The sequence below is a fragment of the Streptomyces sp. NPDC057445 genome (assembly GCF_042802855.1).
Taxonomy (GTDB): Bacteria; Actinomycetota; Actinomycetes; order Streptomycetales; family Streptomycetaceae; genus Streptomyces.
The window spans coordinates 910324-923898 of sequence record NZ_JBHVDH010000001.1 but is presented as its reverse complement, the minus strand read 5'-3'; the positions used below and the strand labels follow the sequence as shown (position 1 = coordinate 923898).

At 73.0% G+C, this 13575-nt stretch carries 12 protein-coding genes and 1 tRNA gene; 4 read left to right on the top strand and 9 right to left on the bottom strand.

Going from position 1 to position 13575, the window contains the following annotated elements:
* Positions 1 to 212: 212 nt before the first annotated feature.
* The gene (locus ACFU5O_RS04050; protein WP_384236417.1) at positions 213 to 1475 is read left to right on the top strand and encodes a M6 family metalloprotease domain-containing protein; all 1263 of its coding nucleotides are present in this window, start codon (positions 213 to 215) and stop codon (positions 1473 to 1475) included.
* Positions 1476 to 1626: 151 nt separating this feature from the next.
* Here the strand turns inward: ACFU5O_RS04050 and ACFU5O_RS04045 are convergent.
* From ACFU5O_RS04045 to ACFU5O_RS04015, 7 genes are all read right to left on the bottom strand, one after another.
* Positions 1627 to 1703: transfer RNA gene (locus ACFU5O_RS04045), tRNA-Lys, on the bottom strand.
* Entirely contained in the window at positions 1694 to 2374 is a 681-nt protein-coding gene (locus ACFU5O_RS04040) for a bifunctional DNA primase/polymerase (RefSeq protein ID WP_384235999.1), read from the bottom strand. Before ACFU5O_RS04040 ends, ACFU5O_RS04045 begins: the two co-directional genes overlap by 10 nt.
* A 956-nt stretch (positions 2375 to 3330) precedes the next feature.
* Positions 3331 to 3681, bottom strand: coding sequence for a hypothetical protein (locus ACFU5O_RS04035; RefSeq protein WP_384235997.1), 351 nt, complete (start codon positions 3679 to 3681; stop codon positions 3331 to 3333).
* 111 nt (positions 3682 to 3792) lie between these two features.
* Positions 3793 to 5127 carry an AAA domain-containing protein gene (locus ACFU5O_RS04030; protein ID WP_384236414.1) on the bottom strand — a complete coding sequence of 445 codons (1335 nt, stop codon included), beginning with the start codon at positions 5125 to 5127 and terminating at the stop codon, positions 3793 to 3795.
* An 8-nt stretch (positions 5128 to 5135) separates the two neighbouring features.
* Entirely contained in the window at positions 5136 to 6725 is a 1590-nt protein-coding gene (locus ACFU5O_RS04025; protein ID WP_384235996.1) for a hypothetical protein, read from the bottom strand.
* Positions 6716 to 7840, bottom strand: coding sequence for a hypothetical protein (locus ACFU5O_RS04020; RefSeq protein WP_384235995.1), 1125 nt, complete (start codon positions 7838 to 7840; stop codon positions 6716 to 6718). Before ACFU5O_RS04020 ends, ACFU5O_RS04025 begins: the two co-directional genes overlap by 10 nt.
* Positions 7770 to 8672 (bottom strand): phosphatase PAP2 family protein, encoded by a 903-nt coding sequence (locus tag ACFU5O_RS04015; RefSeq protein WP_384235993.1) that lies wholly within the window; start codon positions 8670 to 8672, stop codon positions 7770 to 7772. The genes ACFU5O_RS04020 and ACFU5O_RS04015 overlap by 71 nt, the downstream gene beginning before the upstream one ends.
* A gap of 190 nt (positions 8673 to 8862) precedes the next feature.
* On the opposite strand from ACFU5O_RS04015, the gene ACFU5O_RS04010 reads away from it, so the two are divergent.
* Positions 8863 to 9483, top strand: coding sequence for a histidine phosphatase family protein (locus ACFU5O_RS04010; RefSeq protein ID WP_384235991.1), 621 nt, complete (start codon positions 8863 to 8865; stop codon positions 9481 to 9483).
* Positions 9484 to 9618: 135 nt separating this feature from the next.
* On the opposite strand, the gene ACFU5O_RS04005 is transcribed toward ACFU5O_RS04010, so the two are convergent.
* A complete protein-coding gene (locus ACFU5O_RS04005) occupies positions 9619 to 11001 on the bottom strand; it encodes a tetratricopeptide repeat protein (RefSeq protein ID WP_384235989.1) in 1383 nt (460 codons plus the stop codon).
* A gap of 274 nt (positions 11002 to 11275) precedes the next feature.
* On the opposite strand from ACFU5O_RS04005, the gene ACFU5O_RS04000 reads away from it, so the two are divergent.
* Complete coding sequence (locus tag ACFU5O_RS04000; RefSeq protein ID WP_384235986.1) at positions 11276 to 11791, top strand: hypothetical protein; 516 nt, start codon at positions 11276 to 11278, stop codon at positions 11789 to 11791.
* Between the two features lie 315 nt (positions 11792 to 12106).
* Positions 12107 to 12976, top strand: coding sequence for a spermidine synthase (locus tag ACFU5O_RS03995; RefSeq protein ID WP_384235984.1), 870 nt, complete (start codon positions 12107 to 12109; stop codon positions 12974 to 12976).
* A gap of 24 nt (positions 12977 to 13000) precedes the next feature.
* Here ACFU5O_RS03995 and ACFU5O_RS03990 read toward each other — a convergent pair whose 3' ends face one another.
* Positions 13001 to 13564, bottom strand: a complete 564-nt coding sequence (locus ACFU5O_RS03990) for a hypothetical protein (RefSeq protein WP_384235982.1) — start codon at positions 13562 to 13564, stop codon at positions 13001 to 13003.
* Between the last annotated feature and the right edge of the window lie 11 nt (positions 13565 to 13575).

Below are 13575 nucleotides of genomic sequence, written 5' to 3'. Positions count from 1 at the left end.
CTCCCTCGTGAGCAAGCGCACTCAAAGGTCCGGACCGATCGTTTCTGCGCGGCTGTGGCCTCGGTCGACCCCCTCCTGATCGGTTGTGACTTTCTGTGAGACGCCGGGGTGTCGGCCCCCGCTCACCCAGCCGGGCCAGCGGAAAGGTGCGAATCACTGAAAATCATCACAAGGTGGGTGAGGCGTTCCGTATTCCGCACCCGGAGGTCGACGTGGAGGGTCAGCACACGCACGAGGGGCCACCCGGGGGAGTGGAACGTCCCAACCTGCGTGCCGCGGCCGCGGCTCTCACGTCCCTCGTGGCCCTCGCCGCCACCTCGCTCGTGGCGGGGCCGGCCGTGGCCGACACCTCCGCCGGGGCCTGTGCCCTGCCCCGCACCACCGCTCACCACTCCCTCGGCCTCGACACCTGGAACACCTCGTACCCTCGTCCGTCCCGGCGCCTGGACGCGGTCATGGTCTTCCTCTCTTTCCCGGACGCGGTCCCGCTGACCAGCCCGGGGGAACTGGCGACCGATCACTTCCCCGCGACCGGTGACTTCTTCCGGCGGGCGTCGTACGGGCGGTTCACGCTGCGCGCGCATCCACTGCCGCACTGGATCCAGATGCCGCAGGCCTCGACGGCCTACCGGATAAAGCGGGACTGGGACGCGCGGCGGCGCGCCGCGTATCTGAGGGACGCGATCTCCGTGGCCGACCCGGTGGTCGACTTCTCGCGCTTCGACATCGTCTACCTGGTCGCCGACCCGAACGCGCCGGGTGTCGACTCCGACGCGACGAAGGTGGTCAACTTCGATCAGCCGCTCTCCGCCGACGGCACGGACATCGGGCGTGTCGTCACGGTCTTCGAGCGGCATCCACCCGACCGCAATGTGCTCGCACACGAGACAGGACACGTCTTCGACCTGCCGGATCTCTATCACCGGCCGTCGGACGGCAAGGGCGACTGGGACACCCATGTCGGGGACTGGGATGTGATGGGCAGCCAGTTCGGGCTGGCACCCGACTTCTTCGGGTGGCACAAGTGGAAGCTGGGCTGGCTCAGGCAGAGCGAGGTGCGGTGTGTCACGGGCAGACGACCGGCGGACCGGATGCTCACCCTGGAGTCGCTCGCGGGGGAGCCGTTGCGGGGCGGGTCGGTCGGTACCCGGCTCGCGGTCGTAAGGACGGGCGAGAACACGGCCATCGCGATCGAGGCCCGCGGCGCCGCGGGCAACGACCAGGACACCTGTACCGAGGGCGTGCTGATCTACCGCGTACGGAACGAGGCCGCGTCCGGCGGCGGACCGATCGAGGTCATCGACACACATCCGGACACGGAGGCGTGCTGGGGCCAGTCGGTGTACCCGGCGCTGGCGGACGCGCCGCTCGGGGTGGGGGAGACGTTCACCGTGCCGGGGGAGCGGGTGCGGGTGGAGGTGGTGGACCGCACGCGCGCGGGGTCGTGGATGGTCAAGATCACCCCTGTGGCGTGAGAGCGCGACGCGCGAGCCCCTGCGGGGAGCGGTCTTCCGGATCGCGGTTCCGGGCGCCGATGTGGGTCGGCGCGGGTGGGCGCCGCTGCGGCCGGAATGCCGAAGGGCGTCCTCGGAAACCGAGAACGCCCAGGTCAGCGATGTATCTAGCTGGTGCGCCGCCAGGGACTCGAACCCCGGACCCGCTGATTAAGAGTCAGCTGCTCTAACCAACTGAGCTAGCGGCGCCTGCTGACGTCGTAGACCTTAGCACCCTGATCGGCGGGAGGAAAAATCGATATACGGACCGTCGCGGCGGACGTCGCACGGGCGGCGCGGACGCAGGCCCAGAGCAGAACCTCGGGTCCGGGAAGCCAGGGACGGCGGGTGTCGGGGGCGACCAGCCAGCGCGGTCCCGGGGGCTGGGCGCCGGCGGCCGGGGCGCCGCCGGGCGGGCCGAGCGGCGGGACGGTGACGGCGTCCCCGGAGCCGTGGCAGAGCAGCGGGGGCACGGACGCGCCGCACTCCTCCCAGTCGAGCAGGGACGGTAACCGCTGGGCCGCGCCCGGCGCGGCGAACAGCAGCATGCGCCCGCGGTGGAACGCGACGGGCCCCGAGCCGGGTCCCTCCGACCACAGTTGGTCCAGCATCCGGCGTCCGAAGATCCCCGGCACGTTGACCACGTCGAACGCCACTCCGCACGGGACCACGGCGGGTGCCGTGGGCTCGGCCTCCCACATCGCCAGGGTGGACCGCGGGTACGCACTCGCCGACGCGAGCCATTGCGCTCCGGGCGCGGTCACCCGCCCCGTCTGATGGCGCCCTTCGTCGTCCCGCAACAGCGCGAAGATCTCGCGCCGCCGGGTGTCGTCGTCCCCGGCGGGGCTGAGGGGCGTCTCGTCTCGAAGCCAAGCGGTCATGACGTCTAGATTTACCGGGAGTGAGATTTCCGTTTCTTTGTGTTGCCGGAAATCGGGACAGGGTGGGACGCGAGGGAGTATCTTTCCGCGCGGCATATGCGCGGGGGATCTTCGCCTGTGCTCTGCCAGGGGCTGTGCGGGGTGGCACGAGCCACGGCGACGGTCCCTGCGGGGCGGTCCCGCCGCCCGGACCGGCGAACCGTCCGCACCGCGAACCGGGCGCGCACCGCGAAACGGGCTTCGGTGACAGGAGCCGGTGGCCGCCTTGCCGCAGCCGCCCGACATCCGCCCACATACGCGGCCGGCTGCGCGCGCCTGGCCCGCGCTTCGCAGGGGGAGGTCTGCGTCTTCCCTGTGCGGGGCCTGTCCGTGGGCGGTTCCGGCGGGTGCTGCTGTGGTGCGGCCGGGTCGGTGTTGCGTGCATGGGGGTGCGTTCCCCGCGTCTGTCCGTTGCTGTCCGAGCGGGGATCGTGCCGCTGGGTGTGCGGTGTGTAGGGGTAAGGCTGGGCTTTCCCTGTGGGGGCCTGTCCGTGGGCGGTTCCGGCGGGTGCTGCTGTGGTGCGGCCGGGTCGGTGTTGCGTGCATGGGGGGCGTTCCCCGCGCCTGTCTGTTGGTGTCCGAGCGGGGATCGTGCCGCTGGGTGTGCGGTGTGTAGGGGTAAGGCTGGGCTTTCCCTGTGGGGGCCTGTCCGTGGGCGGTTCCGGTGGGCGTTGCCTGTGGTGCGGCCGGGTCGGTGCTGCGTGCATGGGGGTGCGTTCCCCGCGTCTGTCCGTTGCTGTCCGAGCGGGGGCGGTTCCGGCAGGGGCCCGTCGGCGTCGTGGTCGTCGGGCCCGCGTGCGGCACGGAGAGCGCTGCCCGGCGGCGGGGCCCGCCCGGGCCCGTGCCGCAGTCGTGCGCGCCGTGCCCGCTGGGGGTACGGCCCGGGCTCTGCCCGTAGGCGAGCAGGGCACGGGCGGCTACTCGGCGCCCGGCTCCGCCGCGCGCAGCAGGTCGCGGCCGAATTCGACCATCTTCTTCGCGTAGTCCTCGCTCCACTCGGCCCGCTGCGCGATGTCCGTCGCGGTCAGCCGGTCGAAGCGGCGCGGGTCGGCGAGCTGGGCCGCGGCGACGGCCTGGTACTCCAGCGCGCGGTCCGCCGCGGCCTGGAACGCCAGCGTCAGCTCCGTCGCACGTGTCAGCAGCTCCCGGGGATCCTCGATCGACTCCAGGTCGAAGAAGTGCTCCGGGTCGGACGCGGCCTCCGAAGGCTCGAAGAGCAGCGGCGCAGGCCGCATCCGCCGCTCGCTCCGCTCCGACGACTCCGCCATGCCTGTCTCCTCTTCGCTCTCCGGACCACCCACCATTGTCCCGCTTCGCACAAGAGGGCCCCCGGCCCCGTCCCTCGGCCCCGTCCTGCGGCCCGCCTAAGGGCCCCGTCCCTAGGGTGACCACGCCACCCGGTGCTCGGCCAGATGCGAGAGGACCGCGTGGTTCGCCTCCCAGCCGTCCGGGAACTTCACCGTCACGCCCAGCTGCACCGGCTCCGTCGACGGGTGCTCGTCCAGCAGCTCCGCCACGCCCTCCCGGCACACCACGATGCAGGCGTGCCGGTGCCGGGACGCCAGCACACACAGACGGCCCGTCTCCAGGTGGAACGCGGTGGCGTCGGGGCGGCCCGACAGCGGGTGGAGCACGACCGTGACGTCGAACTCCCTTCCCTGCAGCCGGTTCGCCGTGTCCACGGCCACCCCGCCCACGCCCAGCTCGGCGAGCGCCGCCCGAACCGCCGCCGCCTGGTCACGGTGGGCGGTGCCGACGGCGACCCGGTCCGGGGTCAGCGGCACCGGCTCCTCCGACCGCTCCGACACCGACGCGCCGCCGCGGTCCAGCAGCCGCCGGACCACCAGCGCGACGGCCCGTACCGCCTCCGGATCGGTGCGCGGGGTGTGCCGGGCGGGCAGCTCCAGCAGACCCCAGCCCGACTCCGCCGCCTCGTCCAGCACCCGGTCGGGCCCAGATCCGTCCGACGGCACGCCGAAGGAGAGCCGCCGGTCGCCCGGCCCCGTGCCGCTGCGGAACTGCGTGAACGGGTAGAACGCGCCGGACACCAGCGGCGCCGCCGATGCCGGCAGCCGCCACGACACGGGCAGCCGGTGCTGCGGGAGCTCCGGATTGTGCGCCAGCAGCGTGGAGACCGCGCTCGCCGACGGGTCGTAGGACAGACCCGCCCACTGCTCGGCGCCGACCACCGAGAACGGGTCCAGCTGCCCCGGATCGCCGACGAACAGCGCCCGCTCGAACAGCCCGGCCACGGTCAGCAGCGCGTCCGAGCGCATCTGGTACGCCTCGTCCACGATCGCGTGTCCCCAGGGCTCGACACCCTTCACATGCGCCCATTTCGCGGCCGTCGAAATGACGACGTCGAGTCCCGCGAGGTCACCGGCCTTCGCCGACTTGCGTACGTTCCCCAGCTCGTCGAGCGCCTTGTCGTAGGGGTCGGGGTCGTTGCTGTGCAGCCGCCCGACCGGTAGCCCGGGCTCCTTCTCCGCGAGCCGCAGCACCAGATCGTCGACCTGGGCGTTGGTCTGCGCGACCACCATCAACGGCCGCCCTGCCGCTGCCAGTTCGAGCGCGGCCCGCACCACCAGCGTCGACTTGCCCGCGCCCGGTGGCGAGTCCACGACCACGCCCCGCGCATCGCCGTGCAGGGTGTCCGCCAGGATCGCCTCGGTGGCGCGGGCCGCTTCGGCGCCCGGGTCGAACAGGTGCGTCACCGTGCCCGTCACAGCAGGTCCTCCGCGGTCGTCGTGTCCGGGCTCTCCGTCGCGTCGGAGTGCGGCGGACCGCCGTGCGTCCACGGGGTCTCCTCCGGCTCCGGCAGCTTGGGCCCGCTCCGCTGGTCGTGCTCGAACAGCGTCCAGGCGATCCGGTCGCCCTTCTCCGGTACGGAGCCCGCGGCCGGGTCCCTGGAACGTCCCATCCGGTCCAGCAGCCGCAGCACCAGTGAGCCGTCCTGCTCGTACCGTACGAACTCGGCGCTCTGCGGCTTGCCCTCCAGCGAGCGGTACACCTTCACGCCCTCGCCCAGATGCGGCCGGTCGTCGGTCAGCACCGTGAGCAACGGCCGCGGTGACGGCCGCTTCGACTCCGACCAGGCCATCGTCACCTCGGTGATCTCGGTGAGGAACGCCTCGCCCGCGAGCCGCCGCCCGGCGAGCACCAGCGGATCGTCCAGCGCTTCCTGCGCCTCCAGCTGGGCCTGTGCCGTCTCCCGTGCCGCGAGCTTCTGTGCCGCGCCCACCGCGTCGTCGCGCCGCGGCTGCGGTGGCTCACCCGCCCGCACCCGGTCGCGATGCCCCGTGAACGACCATCGGTCGCGGGTCCAGCGATCGGCGGCACGGGCACCCTCCGGCAGCTCCCGCAGCAGGTCCAGGCCGTCCCACACCCCCTCCCAGGTGGGCCGGAGGATCCCCGCCAGCAGATTGCGGATCTCCTGCTCGGCGGCCGTCAGCCGGGCGAGCTGCTCGTCCGCGGAACCCCCGTCCTCGGCCGCGGCGAGCGCCTGGCGTGCCCGGTCGTACCGCTCCATCGCGGGAGCGAGCAGCCTGTTGTCGAACGCCGGGTCCGTGGCAGGACCGGCCGGCGGGCACACCAACTGGCCCTCCGCGTCACGCGCCGACTCCGCCCGCTGCGCCGCCTGTGCGCCCGTCTCCCCCTCGGGAGGGGCGATCCAGGCGAGCAGTGCGCCCAGATGCTGGTGCTCCAGATGGGACTGACCGGTCGCCCAGTGCCGTCCCAGCAGATCGGTCATCGCCTGCAGCAGCGACGACCCGGGTACGCGCGCCCGCTCCCCGTAGTGCGTCAGCCAGCGGCCGAGCAGCGGGACGCGCGGCGGCGCGGGATACGGCGTGTCCGGGTCCTGCTCGGCCGTCCGGCGGAAGCGCATGGACCGGCCCAGCAGCCGTACGAACTCCATGCCGGGCCGATTCGGCACGATCAACTGCGGGGCGTCCGCGCACAGTTCGACCTCGACCTTGACCCGCTTCCCCGTCTCCGGGTCCGTCTCGTTCCGCTCGGCGGCCTCGACGTCGTCCGCGTAACCGTCCAGGTGCGGCAGCACGCACTCGGCCAGCTCGGCGAGGAACGCGGCCCGCAGATCCCGGTCCCGGGGCTGCGCCACGGTCAGCAGCCGCGGGGCGTCCCGGTCCGTCCCCACCAGGGCTCCGAGCGGCGCCCCGGCCTCACCGGCGGTCGTGAGCGGCACGAACACGAGCGGCCGGTCCGACAGATGCCGGTGCCGCACCGTGGCGAGCGGCTGCGCCCGGCCGCTTTCGACGGCCTCCAGCCGGGCGAGGGTGGAGATCAGCGACATCCGGCCGCCTCCAGCGCCTCTGCCCGCAGCGCCGCCGCCCTCCGCAGGGCCGCGACCGCCGGATCCGCCGGGTCGCCCGACTCCCCACGGGCCGCGGCCAGGACGTCGTCCACGGACGTCAGCCCGCCCAGCTCGCCGCGCACCCCACGCCCCAGGGACTCCACCGCGCCCGTCGCGCGTGCCCGCTCCCGGCAGTGGAAGGCCAGCTCGCACGCGGCCAGGCACTCGGGCGCGTACGCCGAAGGGACCGCCTCGACCGAGGTCGTCAGTTCGCCGGCGGAGCAGGTCTCCACGTCGAAGCTGACACCCTCGGGCAGGGCCGCCGCGATGTCGTCGATCCGGGTCAGTCGGTCCAACTGCCGCCTGGTCACCGAGAGCTGCTTGCGCACGTCGACCACGGACCACGCCGGGAGGTTGGAGAAGTCCTTCGGGCAGACCAGCAGCACCGTATGCCCCACCGCCGCGCCTTCGGTCAGTTTCGCGACCCGCTCCAGGGCCAGTACGTACACCGCGGCCTGGCGTGCGGCCGCGCCCACCTTCGCCGCGTCGGCCGAGTTGTCGATCATGGGGAAGGACTTGATCTCGATGACCGTCCACCGGCCGTCGGGATGCACCACCACCGCGTCCGGCTCCAGATACGCCGGCGACCCCGCCACCTCCAGCGCCAGCATCGGGTGGTCGAGAAGCGTCCAGACCCCCGCCCCGGTGGCCTCCCGCAGGGCCAGCGACGTACGCGCCGCACGCCCCTCGGGGCCCGCCGCCGCGAGATCCGGCACCCGCGCCTCCTGCGGCTCGGCTGCGCCGAGCATCCTCAACAGCTCCGTGCCCCCGTCGGCCTTGACGCGGGCCTCGAAGGCGTTGCCCCGCATGAACGCGAACTGGGACTGGCCGAAGGCCGCGGGAGAACCCAGCGCCCGCGCGAGCGCCGCCTTGTCCACCCCGGCGCCGTCCAGCAACGCGCGCCGCTTGCACCCGGGGTTGGCGGCGAGGGCCGCCAGCGCGCGGGCGTCGAGCGGCTGTGGCGCGGAGGAAGGGCCGCGCAGCTCAGCGAGTCGCTGCCGGAGTGCTGTCACCGGCGCCTGCGGAGGATGTCCGCTGTCCAGGGATGTGCTCACCCGCGGAAGTCTCGCATCCGCCACCGACAATCGGGGCCCTCGTGCCCGTGACGGCCCCCGCGGAACCCCGTCCGAGCCCGGCCCTCACCCGGTCCGTGAGCCGTGTCACGGGCCGGGTGAGCAGCAGTCCCGCCCCCATCACGGCGACGCCCGCGGCTGCGTCCAGGAAGTAGTGGTTCGCCGTACCCATGACCACCAGGGTGATGACCACGGGATAGGCGACCGCCGTCGTCCTCGCCAGCGGACCCCGGGCGTGGAGCCACAGCATCACTCCGCACCACAGCGCCCAGCCGACGTGCAGACTCGGCATCGCCGCGAACTGGTTCGTCATTCCCCCGAGGCCGCGCGGCGCACTCGCCTCCCCGCCCCACCAGCCGTACGAGCTGAACTGCGCCATCGTGTCGGTGAAGCCGTGCCCCGCGGAGAGCAGCCGCGGCGGGCAGGTGGGCAGGAGCGTGAACCCGATCAGGCCGAGCAGCGTGGAGACCATCAGCCACGTCCGTGCCGCCCGGTAGCCGGCGGGGCGTCTGCGGAACAGCCACACGAGGATCGCCGGCGTGACCAGATAATGCAGGGAGGCATAGATGAAGTCGGCGGGTACGCCGATCGCCGGGGTGCCGCTGAAGAGCCGGTTGAGGGGCCGCTCGAAGTCGATGCGGAAACCTTCCTCCAGGCGCAGGATCCCCAGACCGTGGCCGACCGCGTCCGCCTCGTTCCCGCGCGCCAGCAGCCGGCCTGCCGAGTACGCGGCGTAGACCACGACGACGAGCGGCAGTTCGGTCCACCAGCGAAGTCGGTGCCGATTCGTTTGCGCGGTCCCCGGTATCGGCATCCGAACGCTCTCCATCTTCTGTTCGCGCGGCCATCGGCCGACGTTCAACCGTACGGTGTACGGGACGCGTGGAGAGGAGCGGGGGTTGCCCGGCGGGCACCGGGCGTTCGGGCGGCGCGGCGGTGATCGTCCGGCCAGGCCGTGATCGTCCGGTCGGGCGGTGGCCGTCCGGTTGGGCGATGATGGACCCATGGCACCGCGCATACTTCTCGCCCGTCACGGGCAGACGGAATGGTCATTGCTCGGCAGGCACACGGGGCGGACGGACATCCCCCTCATCGACGAGGGCCGCCGCGGCGCGAAGCTGCTTGGCGAACGGCTGCACAAGGAGCCGTGGTCCGGGCTTCCGGACGCCGAGATCCGCACCAGCCCGCTCTCCCGCGCCTCCGAGACGTGCGAACTCGCCGGATTCGCGGACCGCGCCCAGCCCTGGGACGCACTGATGGAGTGGGACTACGGCGCGTACGAGGGCATGACGCAGGCCGAGATCCACGCGGTCGACCCCGACTGGTTCATCTGGCGCGACGGCGTGCCCGTGGGGTCGCCCCTGGCGAAGACGCGGGGAGAGACCATGGAGGAGCTCTCCGACCGCGCCGACGGGATCGTCGAGTACGTGCGCTCCGCCGACCGCGACGTCCTGGTCTTCGCGCACGGGCACATCCTGCGGGTGCTGGGCGCCCGGTGGATCGGTGAGCACGTCTCCTTCGCCGCCCGCATCAAACTCGACCCGACCAGCCTGTCCGCCCTGGGCTGGGCCTACGGCGCCCCGGCGATCGAGCGCTGGAACGACACGGGCCACCTGAGCACCTGAGCGTGGCGCGGTGGCGAAGGGCCCACCCGGGCAGGCCGGGCCCGTGACCGTGGTTCACCGCGGACACCGTTCACGGCGTGACACATTCACGGCGGCCACCGTTCACGGCGGAAACCGCTCACGGCGTAACGCGGTTCACCGCGCGACCGCAGCCGCCGCCCTCGCCGTCTCCGCGTGACGGTCCAGGAAGTCGGCCACCCCCGCGGTGTGACGCCGCGGCACGAGCACCCGCGCGGTCTCCGCGAGTATCGCGCGGATACGGGACGACTGGACTTCGTCGAGCAGATCGAGCACCCGTTCGCCGGCCGCGGCCGCCTCCGCGGCGGCGCCCCCGCGGGCCAGGTCGCCGGACAGCTGGGCCCCGTAGAGCGCGAGGTTGCGGGCGAAGTGGGGATCCTGGAGGGCCGTCGCCCGGTGGGAGAGCCGTGCGGCCCTCGACCAGTCGCCCAGCGCGGACCAGCACTGGGCCTCGAGCGCCTGCAACTCGGGCTCGCCGAAGAAGGACATCCACTCCGGGTCCGCGTCCGACGGGCCCCGCCCGAAGTGCGTATGGGCCCGGGACAGCGCCTGTTCGCAGCCGGGACGGTCGCCGAGCCCCGCCCAGCCGCCCGCCTCGCGCAGGCTCAGCAGCGCCAGCAGGCGGGCCGACCCCAGGGGCCCCGCCGCGCGGTGCCCCGCCTGTGCGGCGCGGACCGCCTCGCGATACCGGCCGGCGTCCCTGGCCAGGAACGACGTGTTGCAGAAGGCGTGCGCCTCCAGGGCCGGGTCGGCGGCGACCCGCGACGTCGCCAGGGCCTCCGCGTAGTGCGAGCGGGCGTCGTCGAGGCGGCCCGAGTCGTGGGCCAGCCAGCCGACGGAGATGGCGAGTTCGCCCGCGCCGGAAGCCAGTCGTCCCGCGGTCGAACCACGTGTGGTGGCGCCCGCGTCGAGCAGCGCGTACGCGGTGCGCAGGGGCTGGGCCGCCCGCTGGTAGAGCCCGTCCGCACCGTGCCGGTCGTCGAGCAGCCGGATCTGGCGCACCGCCTCCTCGACGGCACTCACCTCGGACTCGCCGATCCGCTGCCGGGGCACGTCGGTACGGTGCCCCTCGGTTCCCGGCAGTGGGCCGAGACCCAGGGATGCGGCCGCCACCGTGACGGTGCCGCTGGTCATGAATGCGCGACGCAGCACGTCGCTCTCCTCGTTGCTGTAGGTGCTGTTGGTGCAGTTGGTGCTGTTGTACGTGTCCGGAGGCGGCGTTCGGCCCCGCGCTCCCCGTCCCCTCACCGCCTCGCGGGCCGAGAACCCCAGATCGGTCAGGGTCGAACCGGGGAACATGTGCAGAAAGACCCGTTCGTAGGCGTAGTTGGGACAGCGGATCTCGCCGGCCTCCACGCGCCCGATGTAGCGGGCGTCGCAGGCGACCTGCTCGCCGATCTCCCTGGCCGCCCTGCGTACGAGCGCAGCGAACTCTCCCGGCGAGCGCTGTCCGCGCAGCCGCCGGAACATGAGGTTGGGAACTGCCCGTGACGACGCCATGGCCGAGCCCTCTCCTGGTACTGCCGGCGCCTTCTCCGGTTCTTCGGCTACAGAGATTCTCTTGCTCCGGCGGAGCAAGAACGTACCTGGCGTGACGGACCGAGTACGCAGGGTTTGGCTACAAACCGGATATCTCACCCACGATCCGCCATGAACTGCCATCCTTTGCGGCGGCGTGCCACCGTAGCCGTTGACGCGTGCAGGCGTTTAACCCCTCGGGGACGCAGTACGCATCCCCACTCGGCGAGGAGGGGTTCCCTTGTTGGAGACCGGCATGGAGACCAGCAGTGGCTCGCGGACGAGCGTGACGAGTGCCCAGCACCTGCCCACCGAGGAGTGCAGCGCGGTACCCGGCCCGGCCGTGCCGGGCCACGAGGGACGCCCCGCACCCGGCGAGCGCGGGGCGTCCGCAGAACAGTCCGCGCCCTGCGACCTGGTGACCGTGCCGGCCCGGCAGGGTCTCGAAGCGGTCGACATCCTGCGACGCGGCGGATTCCCGGCCGTCGGCCCCGTACTCCACGACGGGGGCTGCGACACCCTGGGCTTCCTGGTGCCACCGGGCACCGCGGCCGGGTGGGACATGCCCGGCAGCGCCTGTACGCAGACGTCGGGCCGCGGGCTGCGCATCCCCGTCGAGCCCGGTGCCCCGGCCGTCCCCGCGGAACCGCCGCTGTCCGGCAGTGGCTGGCTCCTCCCTCCCGGGGACGCCGGGCACGTCACCGACCCCGTCGTGCTCCGTGAAGCCCTCGGCGAGGCCGCGCGCACGATCGAGGCGGCGGACAGCATCTAGGGTCTCTCGTCCGGGTCTTGCCGGGCTCGCTTGCCCTGACGCCGCACCTCGCTGCGTTGTCGTCGGTCACCGGCGTCCCCCGGCCTCCGGCCGGGCGGGACCCCACCGCCTTGCGATTCCCCGTGGCCCTTCGGGCACGGGTGGGGGTACCCCCGGCGAAGTCAGGGGGAGTGCCCCCAGCACCAGACGCCGCAGGCCCTGCCCTTCGGCCGGACGGCGCGGCTGTGCGGACACGACCAGGCGCCGGCTCTTCCGGACACCGGGCCCTGGTCCCCGCAGGTCGGGTACGCCCCGGCCACCGCCGATAATGGGCAGGTGGCAAGGAAGAAGCAACAGCGTGGTCGCACGGCGGCTCCGGAGACCGTCGTCGAGACCGTGGACGGCGGGCTCGCGGAGCTCATACCGGACCGTGACCGGCCCCGCGGCTGGACCCTGGTGATCGACGGCGCCCCCCAGTCCCACGTCGACCTCGACGACCCCGCCCTGCTCACCTTCGAGTACCAGCGCCGCCTCGGTCATGTCGTCGACCTCGTGGCGCCCGGGGGCCGGCCGCTGAACGCCGTCCACCTCGGCGGCGGTGCCTTCACCCTCGCGCGGTACATCGCCACCACCCGTCCGCGTTCCACCCAGCAGGTCGTCGAAGTTGACGGACCGCTCGTCCAGCTCGTCCGCGCCCGCCTTCCGCTCGACCCGAACGCCCGGATACGGGTCAGACCGGCCGATGCCCGCGCCGGGCTCGGCAAGCTCCCCGACGACTGGGCGGACCTCGTCATCGCGGACGTCTTCAGCGGAGCCCGTACCCCCGCCCACCTCACCAGCACGGAATTCCTCGCAGAAGTGCGCCGGGTGCTCAGGCCCGGCGGGCACTACGCCGCGAACCTCGCCGACGGCCCGCCGCTGGCCCATCTACGCGGCCAGATAGCGACTGCCGCCGCCGTCTTTCCCGAGCTCGCGCTCGCCGCCGACCCGACGGTGCTGCGCGGACGCCGCTTCGGCAACGCGGTGCTGCTGGCGTCCGACCTGCCGCTGCCGGTGGCCGAACTGACCCGCCGGGTCGCGGGCGACCCGCACGCCGGACGGGTGGAACACGGCAGGACGCTGGCCGACTTCACGGGCGGCGCGGCCGTGGTGACCGACGCGAGCGCCAGGCCGTCACCCCTGCCGCCGCCGTCGGTGTTCCGGTAGCGGCCGGATGCCGGAAGCCGACGGTCAGCGCTCTTCGATCACCACCCGCGGTGCGCTGTCGTGCCAGGTGCAGAAGACATCGGTCTCCCGGCCGTTCTGAGAGAACGTCACCCGGATGTAGGTCGGCTGCTTCCAGACCTGCATCGTCCAGCTGCCGGAAGGGGTCGCAGAGACCAGCTCCGCGGACGCGGTCCCGATGTCGAAGGCGACCCGGCCGCCCTCGACCGTATAGCTCTTCACGTTCCCCGCGGGCGGGGGCGAGTACGGGGGCTTGCTCCGGGTCGGGCCGCTGCTCGGCCCGCCGTCGCCGGTGGCAGAAGCGGACGGGGAGGGCTTGCCGGTGTCGTCCGGCTTCGCGCCCGACGAGACGGCGGGCGACGGGGGTTCGGGCTGCCGCGTCGAGGAGGACTGCGGCGGCCGTGCGCCCTGTGTCGTCCGGCCGTCCGTCGTGATCGGCAGCGCGCGGGGCCGGTCGTACGCCGTCCCCGCCATGACCGTGTGCACACCCCACCACGAGAGCGTGACCGCCGCGCCCGTGGCGAGCGACCACGCGACGGCGTGTATGAGTCCTCTCCGCATCGGGGCCATACTGCACCACG